The organism is Methylovorus sp. SPW-M1 (assembly GCF_053848825.1).
In genome coordinates, this window is record NZ_CM132626.1 from 1,807,342 (window position 1) to 1,829,768 (window position 22,427).

The 22,427-nt window shown below is 54.0% G+C and carries 20 protein-coding genes; 14 read left to right on the forward strand and 6 right to left on the reverse strand.

The features are described 5' to 3' along the window. Positions 1-8 precede the first annotated feature (8 nt). A complete protein-coding gene (locus ACWWD9_RS08515; protein WP_455866771.1) occupies positions 9-2,168 on the reverse strand; it encodes a YgiQ family radical SAM protein in 2,160 nt (719 codons plus the stop codon). A 120-nt stretch (positions 2,169-2,288) separates the two neighbouring features. On the opposite strand from ACWWD9_RS08515, the gene ACWWD9_RS08520 reads away from it, so the two are divergent. Then, complete coding sequence (locus tag ACWWD9_RS08520; protein WP_455866772.1) at positions 2,289-3,539, forward strand: OmpP1/FadL family transporter; 1,251 nt, start codon at positions 2,289-2,291, stop codon at positions 3,537-3,539. Positions 3,540-3,658: 119 nt separating this feature from the next. Here the strand turns inward: ACWWD9_RS08520 and ACWWD9_RS08525 are convergent, their stop codons facing one another. Continuing rightward, on the reverse strand, positions 3,659-4,564 hold the full coding sequence (locus tag ACWWD9_RS08525) for an alpha/beta fold hydrolase (protein ID WP_455866773.1): 906 nt from the start codon (positions 4,562-4,564) through the stop codon (positions 3,659-3,661). Positions 4,565-4,767: 203 nt separating this feature from the next. Here ACWWD9_RS08525 and ACWWD9_RS08530 point away from each other — a divergent pair, with 203 nt between their 5' ends. Beyond that, complete coding sequence (locus ACWWD9_RS08530) at positions 4,768-5,376, forward strand: TetR/AcrR family transcriptional regulator (RefSeq protein WP_455866774.1); 609 nt, start codon at positions 4,768-4,770, stop codon at positions 5,374-5,376. Between the two features lie 79 nt (positions 5,377-5,455). On the opposite strand, the gene ACWWD9_RS08535 is transcribed toward ACWWD9_RS08530, so the two are convergent. Both ACWWD9_RS08535 and ACWWD9_RS08540 read right to left on the reverse strand, forming a co-directional pair. Further along, positions 5,456-6,601 carry a mechanosensitive ion channel protein MscS gene (locus tag ACWWD9_RS08535; protein WP_455866775.1) on the reverse strand — a complete coding sequence of 382 codons (1,146 nt, stop codon included), beginning with the start codon at positions 6,599-6,601 and terminating at the stop codon, positions 5,456-5,458. A gap of 87 nt (positions 6,602-6,688) precedes the next feature. Then, positions 6,689-8,299, reverse strand: a complete 1,611-nt coding sequence (locus tag ACWWD9_RS08540) for a sensor domain-containing diguanylate cyclase (protein ID WP_455866776.1) — start codon at positions 8,297-8,299, stop codon at positions 6,689-6,691. Between the two features lie 274 nt (positions 8,300-8,573). Between ACWWD9_RS08540 and ACWWD9_RS08545 the strand changes: the two genes are divergently transcribed. The 5 genes from ACWWD9_RS08545 (at position 8,574) to aroA (ending at position 14,422) form a co-directional block, all read left to right on the forward strand. Further along, positions 8,574-10,580, forward strand: a complete 2,007-nt coding sequence (locus tag ACWWD9_RS08545; protein WP_455866777.1) for a Cache 3/Cache 2 fusion domain-containing protein — start codon at positions 8,574-8,576, stop codon at positions 10,578-10,580. 57 nt (positions 10,581-10,637) lie between these two features. After that, positions 10,638-11,333, forward strand: a complete 696-nt coding sequence (gene aat / locus ACWWD9_RS08550) for a leucyl/phenylalanyl-tRNA--protein transferase (RefSeq protein ID WP_455866778.1) — start codon at positions 10,638-10,640, stop codon at positions 11,331-11,333. After that, on the forward strand, positions 11,320-12,063 hold the full coding sequence (locus ACWWD9_RS08555) for an arginyltransferase (RefSeq protein ID WP_455866779.1): 744 nt from the start codon (positions 11,320-11,322) through the stop codon (positions 12,061-12,063). Before aat ends, ACWWD9_RS08555 begins: the two co-directional genes overlap by 14 nt. 183 nt (positions 12,064-12,246) lie before the next feature. Further along, positions 12,247-13,113 (forward strand): prephenate dehydrogenase, encoded by an 867-nt coding sequence (locus tag ACWWD9_RS08560; protein WP_455866780.1) that lies wholly within the window; start codon positions 12,247-12,249, stop codon positions 13,111-13,113. A 10-nt stretch (positions 13,114-13,123) separates the two neighbouring features. Continuing rightward, entirely contained in the window at positions 13,124-14,422 is a 1,299-nt protein-coding gene (aroA, locus tag ACWWD9_RS08565) for a 3-phosphoshikimate 1-carboxyvinyltransferase (protein ID WP_455866781.1), read from the forward strand. A gap of 23 nt (positions 14,423-14,445) precedes the next feature. Here the strand turns inward: aroA and ACWWD9_RS08570 are convergent, their stop codons facing one another. Further along, complete coding sequence (locus tag ACWWD9_RS08570; protein WP_013441949.1) at positions 14,446-14,652, reverse strand: DUF2061 domain-containing protein; 207 nt, start codon at positions 14,650-14,652, stop codon at positions 14,446-14,448. Positions 14,653-14,754: 102 nt separating this feature from the next. Between ACWWD9_RS08570 and cmk the strand changes: the two genes are divergently transcribed. The 7 genes from cmk (at position 14,755) to ACWWD9_RS08605 (ending at position 20,223) form a co-directional block, all read left to right on the forward strand. Next, the gene (gene cmk, locus ACWWD9_RS08575; protein ID WP_455866782.1) at positions 14,755-15,432 is read left to right on the forward strand and encodes a (d)CMP kinase; all 678 of its coding nucleotides are present in this window, start codon (positions 14,755-14,757) and stop codon (positions 15,430-15,432) included. A gap of 106 nt (positions 15,433-15,538) precedes the next feature. Continuing rightward, a complete protein-coding gene (rpsA, locus tag ACWWD9_RS08580; RefSeq protein WP_041362646.1) occupies positions 15,539-17,245 on the forward strand; it encodes a 30S ribosomal protein S1 in 1,707 nt (568 codons plus the stop codon). 12 nt (positions 17,246-17,257) lie between these two features. Beyond that, positions 17,258-17,542, forward strand: coding sequence for an integration host factor subunit beta (locus ACWWD9_RS08585; protein WP_013441946.1), 285 nt, complete (start codon positions 17,258-17,260; stop codon positions 17,540-17,542). A gap of 139 nt (positions 17,543-17,681) precedes the next feature. Then, positions 17,682-17,951, forward strand: coding sequence for a LapA family protein (locus ACWWD9_RS08590; RefSeq protein WP_455866783.1), 270 nt, complete (start codon positions 17,682-17,684; stop codon positions 17,949-17,951). 4 nt (positions 17,952-17,955) lie between these two features. Next, on the forward strand, positions 17,956-19,119 hold the full coding sequence (lapB, locus tag ACWWD9_RS08595; protein ID WP_013441944.1) for a lipopolysaccharide assembly protein LapB: 1,164 nt from the start codon (positions 17,956-17,958) through the stop codon (positions 19,117-19,119). Further along, positions 19,120-19,836 carry an orotidine-5'-phosphate decarboxylase gene (gene pyrF / locus ACWWD9_RS08600; protein ID WP_455866784.1) on the forward strand — a complete coding sequence of 239 codons (717 nt, stop codon included), beginning with the start codon at positions 19,120-19,122 and terminating at the stop codon, positions 19,834-19,836. Positions 19,837-19,923: 87 nt separating this feature from the next. Further along, a complete protein-coding gene (locus ACWWD9_RS08605) occupies positions 19,924-20,223 on the forward strand; it encodes a ComEA family DNA-binding protein (RefSeq protein WP_041362095.1) in 300 nt (99 codons plus the stop codon). Between the two features lie 103 nt (positions 20,224-20,326). Here ACWWD9_RS08605 and metG read toward each other — a convergent pair whose 3' ends face one another. Beyond that, positions 20,327-22,375 (reverse strand): methionine--tRNA ligase, encoded by a 2,049-nt coding sequence (gene metG / locus ACWWD9_RS08610; RefSeq protein WP_455866785.1) that lies wholly within the window; start codon positions 22,373-22,375, stop codon positions 20,327-20,329. Positions 22,376-22,427 lie beyond the last annotated feature (52 nt).

Genomic DNA, 22,427 nt, shown 5'->3' on the forward strand with positions numbered 1-22,427 from the left:
TGGGGGAATCAGCGTGTGGTCTGCTTTTGCTTGAACGGCGTTTGCTTGAACGGGGTTTTCTTGGCAACCAAGGCACGGCCATTCATCTCGGGGCGGCGCGACTTGTTGACCGCAGGCACGATAGGCTGGAACGCAGGCACCAGGTGCTTCTTGCCATTGCCTATCAGGTCTGCCCGGCCCATTTTCTTCAAGGCTTCACGCAGCATCGGCCAGTTGTTGGGGTCGTGGTAGCGGATAAACGCCTTGTGCAGGCGCCGCACGCCACCGGCCTTGGGGATAGGCACCGCTTCACTGTCCGCCGTGACTTTGCGCAGCGGGTTTTTGCCGGAGTGATACATGGCGGTAGCCATCGCCATCGGCGTGGGGGTGAAGGTCTGCACCTGATCCAGCTTGAAGTCGTACTTCTTGAGCCACAGGGCCAGATTCAGCATGTCTTCATCCGTGGTACCAGGATGGGCGGCAATGAAATACGGGATCAGGTATTGCTGTTTGCCCGCTTCCTTGGAGAAGCGTTCAAACATTTCCTTGAACTTGTCATAGGCGCCCATGCCGGGCTTCATCATTTTGGACAGCACGTTTTCTTCGCTGTGCTCGGGCGCAATCTTGAGGTAGCCGCCCACGTGATGCTGCACCAGTTCCTTGACGTATTCAGGGGATGTCACTGCCAGATCGTAGCGCAGGCCGGAGCCAACGAGGATTTTCTTCACGCCCTTGATATTGCGGGCCTTGCGGTAAAGCTGAATCAGCGCCGAATGGTCGGTATTGAGGTTTTCGCAGATCCCGGGATACACACAGGATAGCTTGCGGCAGGATTGCTCGATTTTTTCGCTCTTGCAGGCCATGCGGTACATATTGGCAGTGGGGCCACCCAGATCGGAAATAATGCCAGTAAAGCCTTCGACCTTGTCGCGGATTTCCACAATCTCGTTGAGGATAGATTCCTCAGAGCGGCTTTGAATGATGCGGCCTTCATGCTCGGTAATCGAACAGAAGGTACAGCCGCCAAAGCAGCCACGCATGATGTTGACGGAGAAACGAATCATCTCCCAGGCCGGGATGCGGGCATCCTGATACACCGGGTGCGGCTTGCGCGCGTAGGGCAAGTCGTAAACGTAATCCATTTCTTTGGTCGTCAGTGGAATCGGCGGCGGATTGAGCCAGACTTCACGGTCACCATGGCGCTGCACCAGCGCACGGGCATTGCCGGGGTTGGCTTCCAGATGCAGCACGCGCGAAGCATGGGCATACAAAACCGGATCCTTGATCACCTCTTCATAGGCGGGCAAACGCACCACCTGCTTGCTGCGATCAGCCTTGGGTTTGCGCACAATCTGGATGGCACTCACGCCTTCCGGCAGGGCAGGCTTGGCATCAATCTTGTCGTCGGTTTCGCAACTGGAACCCGCACCCATTTTCATTTCATACGGGTCCACATGCACATCGACCTTGCCGGGGCGATCCAGATTGGTGGATGCAATTTCATCCCAGCCTTCGGGGATACGCTTGCGCAGGAAAGCCGTGCCGCGGATATCGGTGATATCCGCAATCTTGTCGCCCCGCGCAATGCGGTGGCTCAGCTCAACCAGTGCACGTTCGGCATTGCCGTAAAGCAGGATATCGGCCTTGGAATCCACCAGGATGGAGCGTCGCACTTTGTCCGACCAGTAATCGTAATGCGCAATACGGCGCAGGCTGGCTTCAATACTGCCAATCACCAGCGGCACATCGGCATAGGCCTCGCGGCAGCGCTGCGAATAGACCAGCACGGCGCGGTCAGGACGTTTGCCGGCCTCGGCATTGGGCGTGTAAGCGTCATCTGAACGTATCTTGCGATCCGCCGTGTAGCGGTTGACCATGGAGTCCATATTGCCCGCAGTCACGCCGAAATACAGGTTGGGCTTGCCTAAAGTTTTGAAGGCATCGGCCGATAACCAGTCAGGTTGGGCGATAATGCCCACCCGGAAGCCTTGGGCTTCCAGCAGACGTCCTACCAATGCCATACCGAAACTCGGGTGATCAATGTAGGCATCGCCCGTCACCAGAATAATGTCGCAACTATCCCAGCCGCGGGCGTCCATTTCAGCGCGGGTCATGGGGAGTACAGGGGCAGTACCGAAGCGTTTTGCCCAGTACGGGCGATAACTATTGATTAAGCGTGGTGTTTCCATAGTTGACTATTTTACTCTGGAAACAAAAAATCGTCGCGACTGTATAACTATAGGCCCTTGTTTTCGGCCAAACTATCAATTACACGAACACCGGGAAAACCGGGAACAACGGGAAGACAAATGGGAGCATCTCAATTTGCAGGGGGTCGCATAGCGGCCATGGTCATTCTGGCGACATGCAGTCTGCCAGCCTATGCCACCAATGGATTCAACCTGATTGGCTTTGGCGCTGAATCCACTTTAATGGGGGGAGCCGATGTTGCCGTAGCACGCGATCCTTCCGCACTCAACACCAACCCGGCCGGCCTCGCGCAAATTCAGGGGCGCATGTTCAACGGCTTTGCCTCGCTGCTGCGCACCACCGATTTGCGGCATGAAGACCAATGGGGCAATGATGAACACGCCTCCAATCGCTACACGGGCCTGGGCGGCGGTGGCTATGCGCAGTCGCTGGACAGCCTGCCCTGTACGGCAGGCGTGGGTATGTTTGCCCAGGGTGGCGCCGGCGGTGTGTTCAAGAACATCACCACGCCAGCAGGCAATGAAGACAAATTTTCTGCATTGTTTGGCATCGCCAAATTCACGGGCGGCATTGGCTGCCAGGTGACGGATGATCTGGCGCTGGGCGGCAGCTTTGGTCTGGTGTATGCCAGCCTGGAGCAAAACCTCTATGGCAATAGTACCAATGGCATCAAGCTCGAAGACGTTAGCGTCATCCGCCCTACCTTCAAACTGGGTGTGCAATACAAACTCACACCACGCGTTGTGCTGGCAGCTTCCTACACTGGAAAAACCGAATTGCCGATGACAGATGGTGAATTCCGGGTGAATACCCAGGCGCTAGGCGTCGTCACTTATCACGATGCCAGTTTCAAAGGCTTTGCTTTGCCGCGCGAAATTGCGGTCGGTGCGGCCTTTAGGCCCAATGATGACTGGCTGCTCTCGGTCAAGCTGAACTGGATCGAATGGTCAGATGCCCTGACAACCAGTACGCTGCGTGCCACCAATCCCGATAACCCAGCGGCCCCCGACTTGACCCAAACCAATACGCTGGACTGGAAAAATCAGTGGGTGATTGCCACGGGTGCTGCGTATACACTGAATGACCGTACCACGCTTTATGCCGGCTATAACTATGGGCGCAATCCCATTCCTCGTAACAACAGCACACCCTTCATCGCCGGCATTCTGGAGCACCATTACACCGTGGGTGCTGCTTACAAATGGAATGAAGAATGGACAGTCACCGGAGGCGTGGAATACGACGCCCGCATTCGCGTCAAATACAACAACGATGAATTACCCTTTGGCAATTCGGCCCTGAGTAATGAAGCGGTATTTTTCCACTTCATGCTTACGCGCAAGTGGTAACAAAAAAACAAGTGTGAGCGCGGTTGGCATGCACTGGCGCGTGCTGATTAAAACCAGAAGATGCCTTTTGCGAAAGTGATAAAACCGGCCACCTTGCAAAGAAGGTGGCCGGTTTAATTTTAGTGATTCAGAAAGAAATCAGCGGTGTTTACAAATGCATCATGGTATTGAAAGATTGAACCATGGTTTGAATCTGGGTATAGCACCAGCTGAGCATTCTTAAGCTCTTTAAACAAGGTAATGGAACCCTCCGTTGGCAGCATGGTGTCATTACTGCCTGTCACTACCAAGACCGGTTGCTGAATGGCTTTCAGTGTTTTGAATTCAGGGTCGGGGGTGCTAGTCCACACTATTAACGCTTTGCCATGTGCATCTGAAATCTCCTTGCCACTCTCTGGGTCGCGCCCTGCTTGTCTGGCATAAACTCTCGATAAAAATGCAGCCGCCGCCTGTTTGCCTGCATCGCTTTGCGAGAAGAACAAATAGTCACGAGGGTCCTGCACGTTTTCTCTTGAAAAAGCCTCGCCCAACACCTTCATCAAATTATTCCCACCGCCTTGATAGGTAGTCCCGGCAAGGATTACCTTACGTACCAGTTCTGGATGCTGGGCGGCGAGTTCTTGCGCAATAAATCCGCCCAGTGAAAAACCCAATAAGTCCACCTGCTTATAGCCCAGTGCCTGAATAAACGCATAAGCATCCGTCGTCATTTGCGTAATGTTATCGGCCACAACGCCGTTGGTTGAGCCTACCCCTCTGTTGTTGAATACCACCACTGGCCGGTTTTTTGCCAAGGCATTCACGACTGCTGGGTCCCAGGCATCCATGTTGCCAGTAAAGTGCTGAAGGAATATCAGGGGAGTGCCTGCTTTGGGCCCCAGTGTTCGGTATGAGAACTTGACGCCGTTGGCATCCACAAACTTTGTAGTCGCTGTTTCCAATTTATCCTCTGCCAAAGCCGTGCCCGATGGAATGATGGAGATGGCAGCAGAAAAGAGTAAAACTGTTTTTAGTAATTTGTTCATGAATAGGACTCCTGTTTAGCTTAAGTGATAAATGAAGATTTCTTATGTACGATGTTTAGCTGATATAGCGATTGTTTCCACTTCAGCCAGTTAAATTTCATATTAAAATACCAATTGGTATATAAATACTAATGAGCAACATTTGCCATGTCAACAGTTTTTTGTAACAATTGGTATATATTAATTTCATTGCTCTTGAGAAAATGACTGAACAGGAAAAAAAATTGCGTGGTCGTCCCAAACTCTTTAATAACGACCAGGCCCTGGAAAAGGCGTTGGAAGTTTTCTGGAAACGGGGATACGAAGGCGCGTCCATGGCAGAGTTAACTGCTGAACTTGGCATCAACAAACCCAGTTTGTATGCTGCGTTTGGCAACAAGGAAGAATTGTTCAGGCAAGCGCTGGACAAATATGTATCAGGGCCCGCGGCATTTATTGGCGCAGTTGTAAAGGAACCGACGGCACGCATGGTCGCCGAGAGATTTTTATTCGACACCGTGGGATTTCTGGCAAATGACCAGCACCCCAAGGGATGCATGATTGTGCAGGGAGCATTGTCTTGCGGACAAGGTGCCGACATTATCAAAGAGCAGCTGATACGATACAGGCAGCATTATGAAACCTTGCTCAGTGAGCGATTCAAGCAAGCGCAACAGGCAGGTGATCTATCTCCGGAACTGGACCCTGCTGCTTTGGCGAAATATTTAGCTACCCTGCATCAAGGAATGTCAGTCCAGGCCATTAATGGCGCGACACAGGAGGAGTTAACAAACATGGTGAATGTGGCCCTATTGAATTGGCCAAGCAAGTAATTCAGAAAAAATGCATAAGCATCGTTAGCGCACAAAAAAAGGGCTCCCGCGGGAGCCCTTTTCACATTTAGCAATAGCGCTAGTTTTTGGTATTGGGTGTCAATTCAATATCGGTATCAAAGCCAAACAACTGCCCTGCCCAGATAAACACCACCCACACCAGCACGCCGAACGGCAGATAGCCAAAGTAGCCCAGCAAAGGCATTTCGGCAAAAATGTGGATGACATTCACGTAGGGAATCTCATAGATCCAGTAATTCGGATTGGTCTGCAATTCCGGCATGGGATGCGCACTGCCGTAATTCCAGATTTCCCAGAAAAAGCCATTAAAGAGCGATGCTAGCGCCACCAGCAGCAGTGGGTTCCAGTTGCCCTGCGCCAGCGCAGTGAATGGGCTGCTCACCTGCTTGCGTATCAGCTGGCCGCTCAAGATCACCAGCGGGCCTATCCACACCACCCAGAACAAGGGGTAAGGCAGAAATACCATGGCAAAAATCGAGATATAGCCTGCCAGCATCATCAGGTTGCCTGGCAAGGGCAACTTGGGACCATTGCTGTAGCGGTTTGCCAGCTTAGGGCAGGTTTTGAGCAGGGTATACCACTCAAAAATGGCAGGCCACACGGTGGTGTAGGCAATCAGGAACAGCGCAACAATCATGGCATGGCTGAGTTCGGGCATGGTGCCGTTGGGGTAATACCAGTTGGCCAGCACGAAATAATCGTAATACTCGAAGAACAGCCAGCCGAACACCGATACCAAAGCGCTGATCGCCAGGGTCTTGGGTTTGGAGGACAGCAGCGACACCCCGTTATTGCGACTGTAAACCAGCCCATCCAGTGCAAGGATAAAGCCCCACCAGAGAGGGGAAAATGCATAGTAGGCCCATGGGATTACCCTGCCCCACATCAAGCCCAGGAAGACGACGGTAAATGCAAGGCCAATCCAGAACCAGATCGGCAATGCTGCTTTAGGCACGGGCGGCGGTGGCGCGACAGGCTTGAAGCCGAACCATTGAGGAAACAGCAGAAACGCAAGAAATGCCAACTCAACAGCCAGTACAAGCAGAAACACGAGCAGATTGAAACCGGGATCCGGCTGGACGTATTGGGGTGGAAACACACCGAAGCCGGGCGGCAGGTGATCAGGATAGGCGAACCACGCCGCGACTAACGGCAAGGCCAGGCACAACAGGATAGGCCAGATAAAACTCCACTTCTTGGACATTACGAACTTCCCCCTTGGGTTGATGAAACAACATTTTTTTATTTGTCTTGTTTGTTGGCAGCACTGGCGGCCGCGCGCAACCCGCGGTCAGGACGACAGGCTGCGCTTCTTGCGCTGGCGCTTGTGCTCATACATGCGGGTATCCGCCAGATGCTTGAGCACATTCCTGTCCGCACTCTCGCTCACCATGGCGATACCGTAACTGATACCGGAAAAATCAAAGCCCTGAGCATGCACGGTCTGCATGGCTGCATGCAGCTTGGTCTCGATAGAGGTCAGATCGCCGCTGGGAAAGGTAATGGCAAATTCATCACCGCCTATGCGGTGCAGGGCGCCGTATTTCATCAGCTCACTGCGCATGGCGGAAGCAAAGGCGCACAGTAATTCGTCACCACGCTTATGCCCAAAGTTGTCGTTGTAAAACTTGAGGCCATCCATATCCACAAACACCAGAAGACCGCTCTGCGGCAGATGTTCCAGCTCCTTGTCCAGCGCATAGCGGTTGGGCAGGCCGGTCAGGGCGTCGGTGTAGGCAATCTGCAGGTTATGCTCAGACTGGTTGAGGGCGTACTCTTTTTCGTAATGCAACTGGGCAAACTGCCGTGCCAGCACCAACGCCAGCAGGATCATTTCCACCGTCACGGCGAGCAAGCCGATATGCTCGATGTAAATGGTGTAAACCCCTTCCAGCCCGGAGTTGGTAATGGCATAGGAGCCGATCGCGAAAAAAGCCACAATCGCCACCAGGTACATGCGCGCGGTGCGGTTGCCGCGGTATGAGCAGACGATACCTGCCAGCAGGCCATACGACATGATGACGCCGACCCCGTAGCGATCCATCTCCATGGACCAGTTGGGGAACAGCAAGGCGACCAACAGGAATATCCCCAGCAGCCCCAATGACCAGCGCCGCAGGGCATGCAGCTTGCGGTAGATATGGCGTTTGATGCCGAGCAGGCTGGAGACAAACAGAACATAGGCAAAATTGGAAAACAGGATGGGAATACTGACCAGATAGAACCAGTGCACCCCAAACAGATCAGGGGCGACCAGCATGGCCATGCTGTTGTAGACCAGATTGCCGGCAATAAACAGCGCATACATGGTGTCGGTGCGCTGGCCGCGCACATAGCCCAGCACCGAGTAATACACCATCAGAATCAGCATGGCCCCAATGCAAATGAGCACAATCGCATTGCCCGGCTTGATGGCCTGACGATAATCATCCAGCGTATCGATATAGGGCTGCGGCTGGGCCAGGTAAAAGGAAGAGTAAAGCTCGCTGATGATGCGGTAATGACCGGCGGGCAGTTTGATTTCGCGCCCATGGCGCAGCATGAAAGGATTATCCGTCGCCGAGGAAATACCGCCTGTCAGCTTGAGAACCAGATCGCCGTTGTCATCAAACACATAATGGGTAAACCGCTCGATGACACTGGAATTCTTGAAATCAACCACATAGGTGGTATTGCCATCCAGATGGATATCCGACTGGTGCAGGAAGACGCCGCCGGTTTTTTGGGGATGCGGAACCTTGGGCAGGCCGGTTTCCGACATATCGTATTGCAACTGGTAATCCCAGACTTCCGCCGCCTTGTACCAATCCCCCTTCAGCTCTAAGGGAGTTGCCGATGCCGGCATTGCCAGCACGAATAGCCAGATGCATAAGCAGAGGTTTACCACCATGCGAAACGTCATATTTGTTTTATGCAATTTTTTTAAGCCTGACAAACCTTGAATCAAAGCTGAAACTCCCCCTCAGCTCCCTGAACCTAAGGGGCATTAGACCACATCATAATACATAAAACATATCTGACAACGCTCATCGATTTATACCACTGGGTATAGGCTGCCCAGCCTTGTCTGCCAAGCGCTATATTATTTGCGATGGCTTGCCATGGCGGATGTCAGCAGTGATATGATTTGTACAACACTGTGCGTGAATCAATATCAAAATATAGAAATTCACTCCATGAAGAGAATCAGTACCGTACAGAGGTTTCTGCTGCCGATCGCCATACTAATCATTCTGGCGGCGATACTGCAGGCATATTTCGAATACCGGGGCAAACTGGCCACCGTGGAGCAGGATGCCCAATCCCAGACACGGGCCAGCATACAGCTGCTGCAAACCACCGAAAACCTGGTGCATTCCCAAGTGCTCGCCTCCATGCGACTGCTGCGCCAGAACGCGCTTAACCTCGGCCTGCCTGCCATTAACAGCAGTACGGTGCTGAATGGCAAACGCATCCCCAACCTGGTTTTTGGCAATCATCCGCAAACCGGCAATTTCAGTGTGGTGGACGAAGTCACCCGCATCAATGGCGGAACGGCCACGCTGTTTGTCAGGGCGGGAGATGACTTCATCCGTATCTCCACCAATGTACATCAGCTGGATGGCAGCCGGGCCATCGGCACCCTGCTCGACCCCAAGGGCCGCGCTATTGAAGCCCTGCGCGAAGGGAAACCGTTTTATGGCGTGGTGGATATTCTTGGCAATCCCTATATCACCGGCTATGAACCGATGTTTGATGCGGAAGGCAAACTGATCGGCATCTGGTATGTCGGTTTTCAGGCAGATATGGATGCCCTGCGCACTACCATGGAAAACACCCGCTTTCTTGAAACCGGCTTTGCCGCCATGTTGGACAGCCACGAGCATATTCGTTTTCTCTCATCACACATCAAAACCGCTGCGGCCGAGCGCCTGCTCGCCGAGCGGCCTGCCACTTGGCGACTGATCAGCCAGGATATCCCCAGCTGGCGTTTCAAGGTGGTATACGCCTACCCCAAGAAAGAAGCCGCTGTTCAGGGTCTGATCAAGGCACTGTATGTGCTGCTTAGCGGTTTGGTGGGCTTGGGCGTGCTAGCCCTGATTGTGCAATCGCAACTCACGCGCCTGGTGATCAAGCCTATCGGCGGTGACCCTGCGCTGGCGGTAGCCCTGGTGCGCAAGATTGCCAGTGGCAATCTGCAGGATGACGGTCTGACCGGCCAACCCAATACGCTAATTGCCCATATGATCACCATGCGCAACAACTTGCGCCGAATGATGGATACGCTACGTTCCAACAGCGAAAACCTGAGCCTGGCGGCCAGTGTGTTTGAGCATGCGGGGGATGGCATTTTCATTGCCGATGCCCGCCTGTGCATCGTGCAAGTGAACCCGTCTTTTGAAAAAATTACCGGTTTCAGTGCCGAAGAGGCCAAGGGCAAAAACCCGCAGGAGCTGTCATTTGCCATCCATGACCCCAAATCCCTGCTGGAAATGATTTACTGCGTGAAAAAAAATGGCCAGTGGCGTGGCGAATTGCAGAATATCAACAAACGCGGCGAGACCTACCTGATCTCGATTGATGTCTCCAGCGTCGCGAATCAGGATGGCATGATCAGCCATTACGTGGGCACGTTTTCCGACATTACCCTGATGAAACGCCAGCAGGAAAGCCTGCAGCACATGGCCTACCACGATACGCTGACGCAACTTCCCAATCGCGCCCTGTTTGCGGACCGCCTGCGGCAAGCGCTGGCGCGTGTTTCACGCACAGAAGAAACCATCGCGGTGTGCTACATGGATCTGGATGGCTTCAAACCCATCAACGACACTCTGGGGCATGAGGCTGGCGACGACTTGCTGATCAAGCTGTCAGAACGCATCAAGGAAAGTTTGCGCTCCGGCGACACCATCGCCCGCATGGGGGGCGATGAATTTGCCCTGCTGCTGTGCAACCTGCGCTCAGGCGCGGAAGCCCGCGATACACTGGATCGCATTCTGCAGAACATCAAGCAGCCTTTTCAGGTCAAAAACACCGAAGTGCATATCAGCGCGAGCGCAGGCATGTTTTTGAACCCCTCTCCCGATCACGATCTCGACTTTATCCTGAGCCGCGCAGACCATTGCATGTATCTGGCCAAAACCAACAAGGCGCTGGATTTTTATGTGTATGACTCCACCATGGAGCCATTGAGGCCGGTCTGAATCCCCTATGCGTGAAGATTGCCCTGCCGATTCAACACAGTTACCAGACCTATCAGCATGAGTAACGCTTATTACCAGCTTCCCGGTGGCCGCGTGGCGGCGCTGGATATTGACTCGCCCTTCCCTGCCCCCGAACGCGCACTGGCGGAGCCCAACGGGCTGCTGGCGATTGGTGGTGACCTGTCTGCTGAACGGCTGCTGAATGCTTACCGGCAAGGCATTTTCCCCTGGTTTAGCGAAGGCGAACCCGTGCTGTGGTGGAGCCCGAATCCACGCATGGTGCTTTTTCCTGAGGAGCTCAAGGTATCGCGCTCCTTGGAAAAGCGCTTGCGCAAGCCCGACTATGAGGTGCGCTACAACACCTGCTTTCTGCAGGTGATGCGCCGTTGTGCAGAAATCCCGCGCGCGCACCAGGACGGCACATGGATCACCGAAGAAATTGTGGCCGGCTACCATGCCCTGCATCAGATGGGACATGCCATGAGCGCGGAAACCTGGATGGAGGGCGAACTGGTGGGCGGCTTGTATGGCGTGCGACTAGGCGGGATGTTTTATGGCGAATCCATGTTTCATGCCCGAACCGATGCCTCGAAAATAGCCTTTGTGCATCTGGTACGGGATTTGCAGCGGCAAGGAGTAAGAATGATAGACTGCCAGATGAAAACCGCCCATCTGGCCTCGCTCGGCGCCCGCGAGATTCCCCGTGCGGAATTTTTGTCACGCTTGACTGGACTCATTGATGACGCTGCCTAATGACATTCCGCTGCAAAGCATCCAGTTCTACACAACCACTTCATACCCTTGCGGGTATCTGGAGAACCGGTCGGCACAATCGCTGATTGCAGCACCGCACCATCTGATTAACGCCAATATCTATAGCGGTCTCATCCAGCTGGGCTTCCGGCGTAGTGGCAAGTTTGCCTACCGCCCCCAGTGTGGCGAATGCCAGGCCTGCATCCCGGTGCGGCTGCTGGTCGATCAGTTCAAGCCCAACCGTAGCCAGAAGCGCGCATTCAAGCAGCATTTATCGCTGCAAGTGACGATACAAGACCTGCATTTCAGCGAGGAACATTTCCAGCTTTATCAGGCGTATCAGATTGCCCGCCACAGCGGCCAGCAAGATGGCGAATCAGACACGGAAACTGAAACCAAAGACCAGTACCGTAATTTTCTGGTGCAAAGCAACGTCAACAGCAGGCTCATCGAGTTTAGGCAGGACGGCATCATCAAGATGGTCAGCGTGGTGGATATCGTTCACGATGGCATCTCCGCGGTGTATACCTTTTATGATGCCAGCGAGAAAGGCTGCAGCTACGGTACCTTCAATGTCATCTGGCTAAGCGCGTGGTGCCATTCGCTCGAACTGCCGTATCTCTATCTTGGTTACTGGATCAAGCAAAGCCAGAAGATGGCCTACAAACAGAACTTTACCCCGCAGCAGGCCCTGATCAATGGCGATTGGCAGGACATGCACTTTGACTGATGCATTTAAATTGCACAGACTCTGAACTTTTTGCATAGCCCTCGCTCTTATTCAATGTCATCTCCATCGCAAGCGGCATCCCACATGAATTGAGCCTTATGTCGGGATGCCGTTTTTGCATTCAGGCCTCAGCGCTATGCCGCATGTTACAATGCGCGCTTTAATAAACTTCGGCATTTCCCCTTGAACAAGCTGGTCATTTTCGGTGTTGGCCTGATCGGTGGCTCGGTCGCACTGGCCCTTAAACAGGCACAAGCCGTCAGGCACATTGTGGGTATCGGTCGCGATGGCGATCACCTGCAAACCGCCCTGGAACTGGGCGTGATTGATGAGGCACAAACCAGCCTTGCCAGCGCGCTGGACCAGGCGGATATGGTGCTGATTGCCGCGCCTGTCGCCCAGACCTTCTCCATCCTGCAAGCCATTGCCCCGCACTTATCACCAGACACGATCGTCACCGATGCTGGCAGCACCAAGTCTGACATCGTCGCTTATGCCGAAACCGCGCTAGGCGATCGCCACCATCAGTTTGTGCCCGGGCACCCGATTGCCGGCGCTGAGAAAAGTGGTGTCACCGCCGCGCGCGCCGACCTCTTCAGCAAAAAGAATGTAGTTCTCACCCCATTCAGCAACACTAAGGCATCTGATATCGGCAAAGTGCAAGCCATGTGGGAAGCCTGCGGCGCACACGTCATCAAGATGACGGCCGCCGAACATGACCGCATTTTTGCTGCGGTCAGCCATCTGCCACACCTGCTGGCGTTTGCCCTGGTGAATGAACTGGCCAATCGGCCCAATGCCGATCAGCTGTTTGATTTTGCTGCCAGCGGCTTCCGCGATTTCAGCCGCATTGCAGGCAGCCACCCGGAAATGTGGCGCGACATCAGCCTGGCTAATCAGGCTGCCCTGCTCGATGAAATCGATGCTTACCAGGCCCAGCTCAGCCATGTGCGCGAACTGTTGCAGCAACAGGATGGCGCAGGCTTGCAGCAGCTGTTTGAGCGCGCGAGCCATGCTCGCAATGCCTGGGCACGTCATAAAAAATATTGAGGCTATCGTAATGCAGACCCTGGACCTTGCTCCCATTCACCACGCGCATGGCGACATCGTGTTGCCGGGCTCAAAAAGCATTTCCAACCGCTGCCTGTTGCTGGCCGCCCTCGCCGATGGCGTCACTGACATTCGCGACCTGCTGGACTCGGATGACACCGCTCGCATGCTGGAAGCGCTGCAAACCTTGGGCGTGGAGATGAAACAGCTAGCAGCGCATGACTGGCGCATCACGGGCTGCCGTGGGCAATGGCCGGTGCGAAAAGCCGATCTTTTCCTGGGCAATGCCGGTACGGCATTCCGCCCACTGACCGCCGCGCTCGCATTCTCGCAAGGCGAATACCGCCTGTCGGGCGTGCCTCGCATGCATGAGCGGCCCATTGGCGATCTGGTGGATGCCCTCAGGCAAGCCGGGGCCGATATTCAATACGAAGGCAATGCCGGTTTTCCTCCCTTGCAAATTCGTCCTGCACGCATCGCCGGACAGCACACTCTGCAAATACGCGGCAATGTCTCCAGCCAGTTCCTGACTGCATTGCTGATGGCATTGCCACTGCTCAACGAGCAAACACGGATTGAAGTGGTCGGGGAGTTGATCTCGAAACCTTATATCGAAATCACCCTGAATCTGATGGCGAAATTTGGCGTCAAGGTTGAACGCGAAGGCTGGCAGGCATTTACCGTCCCTGCCGCCAGCCAGTACAGCAGCCCTGGCGAACTCTTTGTGGAGGGCGATGCTTCATCGGCGTCTTACTTCCTGGCAGCTGGTGCGATTGCCGGTGGCCCGGTGAAGGTGCATGGCATTGGCCTTGACAGTATTCAGGGCGATGTACGTTTTGTGGATGCCCTGCGCGAAATGGGCGCGGTGATTGAACACGGGGATAACTGGATCAGCGCTTCCGCCCCGGCCTCGGGCAAGCTGAAGGCACTGGATATGGATTGCAACCATATTCCCGATGCCGCCATGACGTTAGCTACCGCCGCGCTGTTTGCCGATGGCACCACCCGCCTGCGCAATATTGCCAGCTGGCGCGTCAAGGAAACGGACCGACTGCATGCCATGGCGACTGAACTGCGCAAGGTAGGCGCGACCGTGGAGGAAGGTCAGGACTACATCTGCATCACACCGCCCGCCAGCCTGACGCCAAACGCGACGATTGATACCTACGATGATCACCGCATGGCGATGTGCTTTTCGCTGGTTGCCCTGGGGCAAACCCCAGTGACGATTAATGACCCTGGGTGTGTTGCCAAGACATTCCCGGATTACTTTGAACGATTTGCCGGCATCAAGGGCGCTGGGGCATAAACATCAAGCCAGCGCCGTTTAAATTAATAGGCGTTATAAAGCTCGATTTCCGGCCCGTTGTTCTGCTCAATACGCTGCCAGACTTTTTCATGGAAAAAGAAAGCAATCGTATTGCAGGCCGGCTCCACAAGCGCAATCGCACTGCCCAGCGCCCAGCTGCCGGTCAAGGCGTACCCCACGGAAAAAGCCACCGTGAAATGGATAATGGCAAAGGTAAATGTTTTGGTCATGATGCGATCCCCTTGAGGTGATAATAGTGTTACGGCATGATCGCGCACGGCATTGAATCAATCCAATTGATTATAAAAACCAGTTTGATAAATTAATTAAATATGACTATTCCCGTAATTGCCATTGATGGCCCCTCCGCTTCCGGCAAAGGTACTGTTGCGCAGCGCGTGGCAGACAAACTCGGCTTTCATTACCTTGACTCTGGCGCGCTTTATCGCATCGTGGCCTACGCAGGCAAGCAATACAACATTGCCTGGAATGAGGGGGAAACACTGGCCGAGATGGCAGCAAAACTTGAAATCCGGTTTGAAGACGGCCAGATTTACCTGAATGGCAACATCATTACTGAAGAAGTAAGGTCTGAAGAAATCAGTCGTGGTGCCTCTGAAGTCGCCGTGCATCCGGCCGTGCGCACGGCCCTGCTGGCCTTGCAACACAGCTTCCGGCAAGCTCCTGGACTGGTGGCAGATGGACGCGACATGGCCACCGTGGTTTTCCCCGATGCCATTGCAAAAGTGTATTTGACAGCCAGTGCTGAGGTACGAGCGGAGAGGCGCTATAAGCAGTTGATGGAAAAAGAAATCCATGCTAATCTACAGGATATTTTGCAGGATTTGCGAAACCGCGATACTCGCGACCAGCAACGCGCTACGGCGCCCTTGCAAAAAACAGATGATGCCATGCTTTTAGTCACTGATCAGCTCTCCATAGACCAGGCGGTTGAAAAAGTTCTCCAGCATTATCGAAAGGCGTCGCAACACCTGACGCCACAAGCGTAAAAGCAAGACCCTTTAATTATGCAGCACCCGTGCTATGAGCCTCGTGGTTCATGGCTTTTTTAACTTTACCCCGCTGCCCGGCGGGTTTAATCAGGTAATTTTATTAATGGCTAACCTTTCCACCCCTACCTTTACCGAAAGCTTTGCAGCTCTTTTCGAAGAAAGCCTGGCTCGCCAGGAAATGCGCTCCGGTGAAGTGATTACTGCAGAAGTAGTTTCCATCGACGACGACTTTGTTATCGTCAACGCCGGCCTCAAGTCGGAAAGCGTCATCGCAACCAGCGAATTCCGTAATGACCGCGGCGAACTCGAAGTGGCTGTTGGCGACTTCGTACAAGTTGCTATCGAAACCCTGGAAGACGGCTACGGTTCAACCAAGCTCTCCCGTGAAAAGGCGAAACGTCTTGCTGCATGGCTGGATCTGGAAAATGCCATGAACGAATCCCGCATCATCAAGGGCATGATCAATGGCCGCGTCAAGGGTGGTCTGACTGTTATGGTTAACAGCATCCGCGCCTTCCTGCCAGGTTCCCTGGTTGATCTGCGCCCTGTTAAAGACACCACACCTTTCGAAGGCAAAGAGTGGGACTTCAAGGTTATCAAGCTGGATCGCAAGCGCAACAACGTTGTGGTATCGCGCCGCGCTGTTCTCGAAGAGAGCATGGGTGCCGATCGCGAAGCTCTGCTGGGCTCACTGAAAGAAGGCGCAGTTGTTAAGGGTATCGTCAAGAACATTACCGATTACGGCGCATTCGTTGACCTGGGCGGTATTGATGGCCTGCTGCACATCACTGATCTGGCATGGCGTCGTGTTAAGCACCCATCCGAAGTGCTGACCGTAGGCGAAGAAGTTGAAGCCAAGATCCTGAAGTTCGATCAAGAAAAGAACCGCGTATCGCTGGGCATCAAGCAACTGGGCGACGACCCATGGGTTGCTCTGACCCGCCGCTACCCAGTAGGCACCCGCCTGTTCGGCAAGGTAACCAACCTGACCGACTACGGCGCATTCGTTGAAATCGAGCCAGGCATTGAAGGTCTGGTACACGTTTCCGAAATGGACTGGACCAACAAGAACGTACATCCTGCCAAGATCGCCCAACTGGGTGACGAAGTAGAAGTCATGATTCTGGAAATCGACGAAGACCGTCGTCGCCTGTCCCTGGGCATGAAGCAATGCCAGGTTAATCCATGGGATGAGTTTGCTGCCACCCACAAGAAGGGTGACAAGGTTAGCGGTCAGATCAAGTCCATCACTGACTTCGGCGTATTCATTGGTTTGCCTGGTGGCATCGACGGCCTGGTTCACCTGTCCGACCTGTCCTGGAATCAAACTGGCGAAGAAGCTATCCGCAACTTCAAGAAGGGTGACGAAGTCGCTGCTGTTGTTCTGGCTATCGACGTTGAAAAAGAGCGTATCTCTCTCGGCGTTAAGCAACTGGACAATGATCCATTCAGCGCTTACACCACCACCAATGACAAGGGTGCCATCGTTACTGGTACCGTGAAGTCTGTGGATGCCAAGGGTGCTGTTATTACCCTGGACGGTGAAGTTGAAGGTTACCTGCGCGCATCTGAAATCGCTCGCGAGAAGATCGAAGACGCTACCACTGCCCTGAAAGAAGGCCAGGAAGTAGAAGCACGCATCCTGAACATTGACCGCAAGAACCGCTCCATCAACCTGTCGATCAAGGCTAAGGACATCGCTGAAGAAGCGGATGCCATGCAGAAGTACAGCAATGATGCTGGCGCTGCAGGCACCACCAACCTGGGCGCATTGCTTAAAGCGAAACTTGACGGCAAAAACAACGAGTAAGGCAGTCACGCCATGACCAAATCTGAGCTGATTGCCAATCTGGCTGCGCGTTTTCCGCAACTGGTGGTCAAGGATGCCGAGCTTTCTGTGAAGGCCATCATTGACTCCATGGCGGATAACCTGGCCAGCGGAGAGCGCATCGAGATAAGAGGGTTCGGTAGTTTCAGTCTGAACTATCGCCCTCCCCGTCTCGGACGCAATCCCAAGACTGGCTCTAAAGTGCAGGTACCTGAAAAATACGTACCCCACTTCAAGGCCGGTAAGGAATTGCGAGAACGCGTAGACCTCGTTGAGTAAAACTTGACGTTACTAGCAGTACAAAAAGCAGCATCTTCGGATGCTGCTTTTTTTTACGCCTCTGATCTTATGACCTGCTCACGTTCCCTTATGTGATTTAAATTCGCCACATCAGACCGGCTTAGGTAAAATCCTTACCATGCGCTATATATATATCCCCTTGGGCACCCTGCTCTTCATCATGTTGCTGGGGTTTGCCCTCAAAAACTCCCAGCCCGCCGAGTTGCATTATTATCTCGGCCTGATTTGGCAGGCTCCACTCTCGCTCATGCTGCTGATCACCTTCTCCATAGGCGTGCTTGCCGGCATCCTTGCCTGCGTCGGCGTGATGATCAAACAAAAGCGTCAGGTCATGAGCCTGCGTAAAGAACTTAAAACACTTAACAAAAGCATCCAGCAGGAACCTTGAATTAATGATGGAATTTGAATATTGGTGGCTATTGGCCCTGCCCCTGTTTTTTGCGTTGGGCTGGGTAGCCGCCCGAGTTGATATCAACCAGCTGCTTTCTGAATCCACCACACTCCCGGCCGCCTATTTCAAAGGCCTGAACTTCCTGATCACCGACCAGCACGACAAAGCCATAGAAGCCTTTGTCGAGGCGGTGGAAGCCAATGCAGACTCTCTGGAACTGCATTTCGCGCTGGGCAGCTTGTTTCGTCGCCGTGGCGAAGTGGATCGGGCGATTCACTTGCACCTCAATCTGCTGGATCGCAAGGAACTGCCCGAACAGCAAAAACTGGCCGTCATGGCAGAGCTGGCTCAGGATTATCTCAAGGCGGGTCTGCTGGACCGTGCGGAAGAACTCTTCAAATCGCTCGATGGCAGCCGCTACAAGCAGCCCGCCTTGCGCTCGCTGCTGGAAATTTATGTACGTGAACGCGAGTGGGAACGCGCCATCAAATGCGCGACCGAACTGGAACGCATCTCAGGCATTCCTTTTCGCAAGGAAATCGCCCAGTACTACTGTGAAATGGCGGTTAAATCCATACTCAACAACGACGCCCACACTGCGCGCTACGAGCTGGATATGGCACTGGATGCCAACAAGGCGTGCGTGCGCGCCACCATCATGCTGGGCGACATGGAAGCCGCCGCGGGAGATCACAAAGCCGCCATTGCCATCTGGAAACGCATTGAATATCAGGATGCAGAGCGCATCAGCCTGGTGGCAGCCAAACTCCTGAAGAGCTACCGCGCCCTGGGCCAGAGTGAAGAAGGCCTGAATCTGCTCGCGAGCTACCTGGAAAGCTACAAGCTGCCCACCCTGCAAACCGTGGTGTATGAAGCCACCATGGCAGAAAAAGGCCCGGAGCCTGCCGCAAAGCTGGCACGTACCGAATTGGCGAGAAAGCCCAGCCTGCAGACATTGGATCAGCTGTTACAGGCCAGAATCGCGCTGGAACCTCAGGATCAGCAAGAGACCTTGTTGATGCAGCAGACCATACGTCGCGCCATTGGCAATCGCAATGTGTATTGCTGCGACCAGTGCGGCTTCAAGGCCAAAAACTACCACTGGCAATGCCCGGCATGCAATGCCTGGGAATCCCTCCCCTCAGAACCGACCGAAGCGTTATAAATGACCACGCCCGATACCAAGATCAACCCCAAGATTGTAGTTGCCCTTGATTACGCCGATGCCCCAAGTGCGCTCGCGCTGGCAAATCAGCTGGACCCCAGCCAATGCCGCCTCAAGGTAGGCAAAGAGCTCTTTACCGCCACAGGCCCGCAGCTGGTGGAAACGCTGGTTGATAAAGGCTATGGCGTATTTCTTGACCTGAAATTCCACGATATCCCCAACACCGTGGCCAAGGCTTGCGAGGCCGCGGCCAGACTCGGCGTATGGATGCTGAATGTGCATGCCTCGGGTGGTCAGCCCATGATGGAAGCTGCCAAAGAAGGCGTCGCCAAAAGCGGGCACCAGCCTTTGCTGATCGCCGTTACTATCCTCACCAGCATGGATCAGCAAGTCATGCAGAGCCTGGGCATTCCAGGCACCTTGCAGGATCAGGTGTTACGGCTTGCCCGCCTCACGCAAGCAGCAGGTCTGGATGGCGTGGTGTGCTCAGCGCAGGAAGCGCCGGTTTTACGCAGCACCCTGGGCGAAAATTTCTGCCTGGTTACCCCTGGCATACGCCCGCGCAATGCCAGTATGGATGATCAATCCCGTGTGGTCACCCCCGCCGATGCATTGCGCCAAGGCTCAAGCTATCTGGTGATTGGTCGCCCCATCACGCGCGCGGCCGATCCGCTGCAAGCCCTCCGTGACATAAATCACGAGATCAGTTTGATTTAAAAAGGTTTTTTTACCGCCAGAGTAAAATCCCATGAGGTCACCACGGCGTGACCGGATTTCGTCAATATCATCATGGGAGTTAAGGTAATGAAAAAGAGTTTGCTTATCGCACTGGCCACCCTTTGCTTTGCGTTGAGTGCGCATGCTGCGGTGAACATCAATACAGCCTCCAAAGAAGAACTGGAAACCGTAAAAGGCATTGGCCCGGCCAAAGCCCAGGCCATCATTGATTACCGCAAGAAAAACGGTAACTTCAAGACAGTCGAAGACCTGAACAATGTCCCCGGTTTTGGCGATAAATCGCTGGCAAAACTCAAAGGACAAGTCTCTGTCGTGGGCAAATCTGCCGCTGGCCCCATTACCACCAAAGAAAAAACCAGCCCTTAAGCATCCCACCCATAAAAAAAGCCCCGAACTTGCGGGGCTTTTTTATTGCGCTAGACATTGGCCTTCGGCCTTTGGAGCCGGCAAAGCAATGTCGCAGCCAGGCTTACTTGACGCGCATGCCTGGCGCGGCGCCACTATCCGGACTCAGGATATAAGGCCCGCCACGCTCATCAGACGCTGCCAGCACCATGCCTTCTGACATGCCAAACTTCATCTTGCGTGGCGCAAGATTGGCCACCATCACCGTCAAGCGGCCTTGCAAGGTGGCTGGGTCATAAGCCGATTTGATCCCGGCAAACACCTGACGTGGTTTTTCTTCGCCAATATCCAGTTCAAGACGCAGCAGCTTCTCGGCGCCTTCGACATGCTCCGCCGTCACAATGCGAGCGATACGCAGATCCACCTTGGCAAAGTCATCAATACTGATGTAGTTGGCTTCAGCAGGCGCGCTGGCTGCAACGGGGGCCGCAACAGCAGGTGCAGCAGCAGGCGTTGCCTGCAGGGATTCTTTATTGGCTTCGATCATGGCTTCTATCTGTTTAGGGTCAATGCGGGTAATCAAATGCTGGTAAGCGGCAATCGCATGGCCTGCTGGCAAGGCATTGTCCACTTGTGTCCAGTCCAGCACGGCAATATTCAGGAAGGCTTCAATCTGGCCTGCCAGCTTGGGCAATACCGGCTTGAGATACAGCGTGAGCAGCCGGAACATTTCCAGCGCAGCCGTACACACCTGATGCAGCTCCGCTTCACGGCCAGCCTGTTTTGCCATATCCCACGGCGCGTGCTCGGCAACATAACCATTGGCTTTGTCAGCCAGCGCCATGATTTCGCGCAGGGCACGGCCGTAGTCGCGCGTGTTGTAGCATTCGGCAATGCTGCTTGCCGCCTGACGCAACTCCGTGATGACAGCGTTATCCGCCAGCGCAGCCAGCTTGCCGTCAAAGCGCTTGCTGATAAAGCCTGCGGTGCGGCTGGCGATATTGATGTATTTTCCGACCAGGTCGCTGTTCACGCGCGCTGTGAAATCGTCCAGATTGAGGTCGATATCTTCCATCGAGCCATTCAGTTTGGCAGCGTAGTAATAGCGCAGGTATTCCGGGTTTTTCACATGCTGCAGATAGCTGCCAGCAGTAATGAAGGTGCCACGTGACTTGGACATTTTTTCGCCATTCACCGTCAAAAAGCCGTGCGCGAAAATCTGCGTCGGCTGGCGATGACCAGAATACTTCAGGGTCGCAGGCCAGAACAGCGCGTGGAAATACAGGATGTCCTTGCCGATGAAATGATAAAGCTCGGTCTTGCTATCGGCTTTCCAGTATTCGTCAAAATCCAGCCCTAAGCGGCTGCACAGATTCTTGAAGCTGGCCATGTAGCCGATAGGCGCATCCAGCCATACATAGAAATACTTGCCAGGCGCATCCGGAATCTCAAAGCCGAAATACGGCGCATCGCGCGAAATATCCCAATCTGACAAGCCAGACGCAAACCACTCACCCATTTTGTTGGCGGCTTCAGCCTGCAAGGTGCCCGAGCGGGTCCACTGCTGCAAAAACTCGCCGCATTCAGAAAGCTTGAAGAAATAGTGCTCGGTTTCCTTGCGCACGGGTGCCGCGCCAGACACGGCAGAGTATGGGTTGATCAGCTCAGTCGGGCTGTACGTCGTGCCACACACTTCGCAGGAATCACCGTATTGATCCTTGGCGTGGCATTTGGGACATTCGCCCTTGATAAAGCGATCCGGCAGGAACATCTGTTTGACCGGGTCAAAGAACTGCTCAATGGTCTTGGTGGCAATCTTGCCGTTTTTCTTGAGCTCCAGGTAGATATTGCTGGCAAGCTCGCGGTTTTCCGGGGCATTGGTCGAGTAGTAGTTATCAAACTCCACCAGAAAACCCGAGAAATCCGCATAGTGTTCGGTGTGCACTTTGGCAATCAGCTGCTCAGGCGTGATGCCTTCTTTTTCAGCGCGCAGCATGATGGGGGTGCCATGCGTGTCATCGGCACAGACATAATGCACGGTATGGCCCTGCATTTTCTGGAAACGCACCCAGATATCGGTCTGGATATACTCAACCAGATGCCCGAGGTGAATGCTGCCGTTGGCATACGGCAAGGCGGAAGTAACCAGGATTTTGCGGGATGATGCGGACATAGTGTTTTTGAAATCGGCCTGAATGCTTGAATAGACCTGCATTTTAACAAAT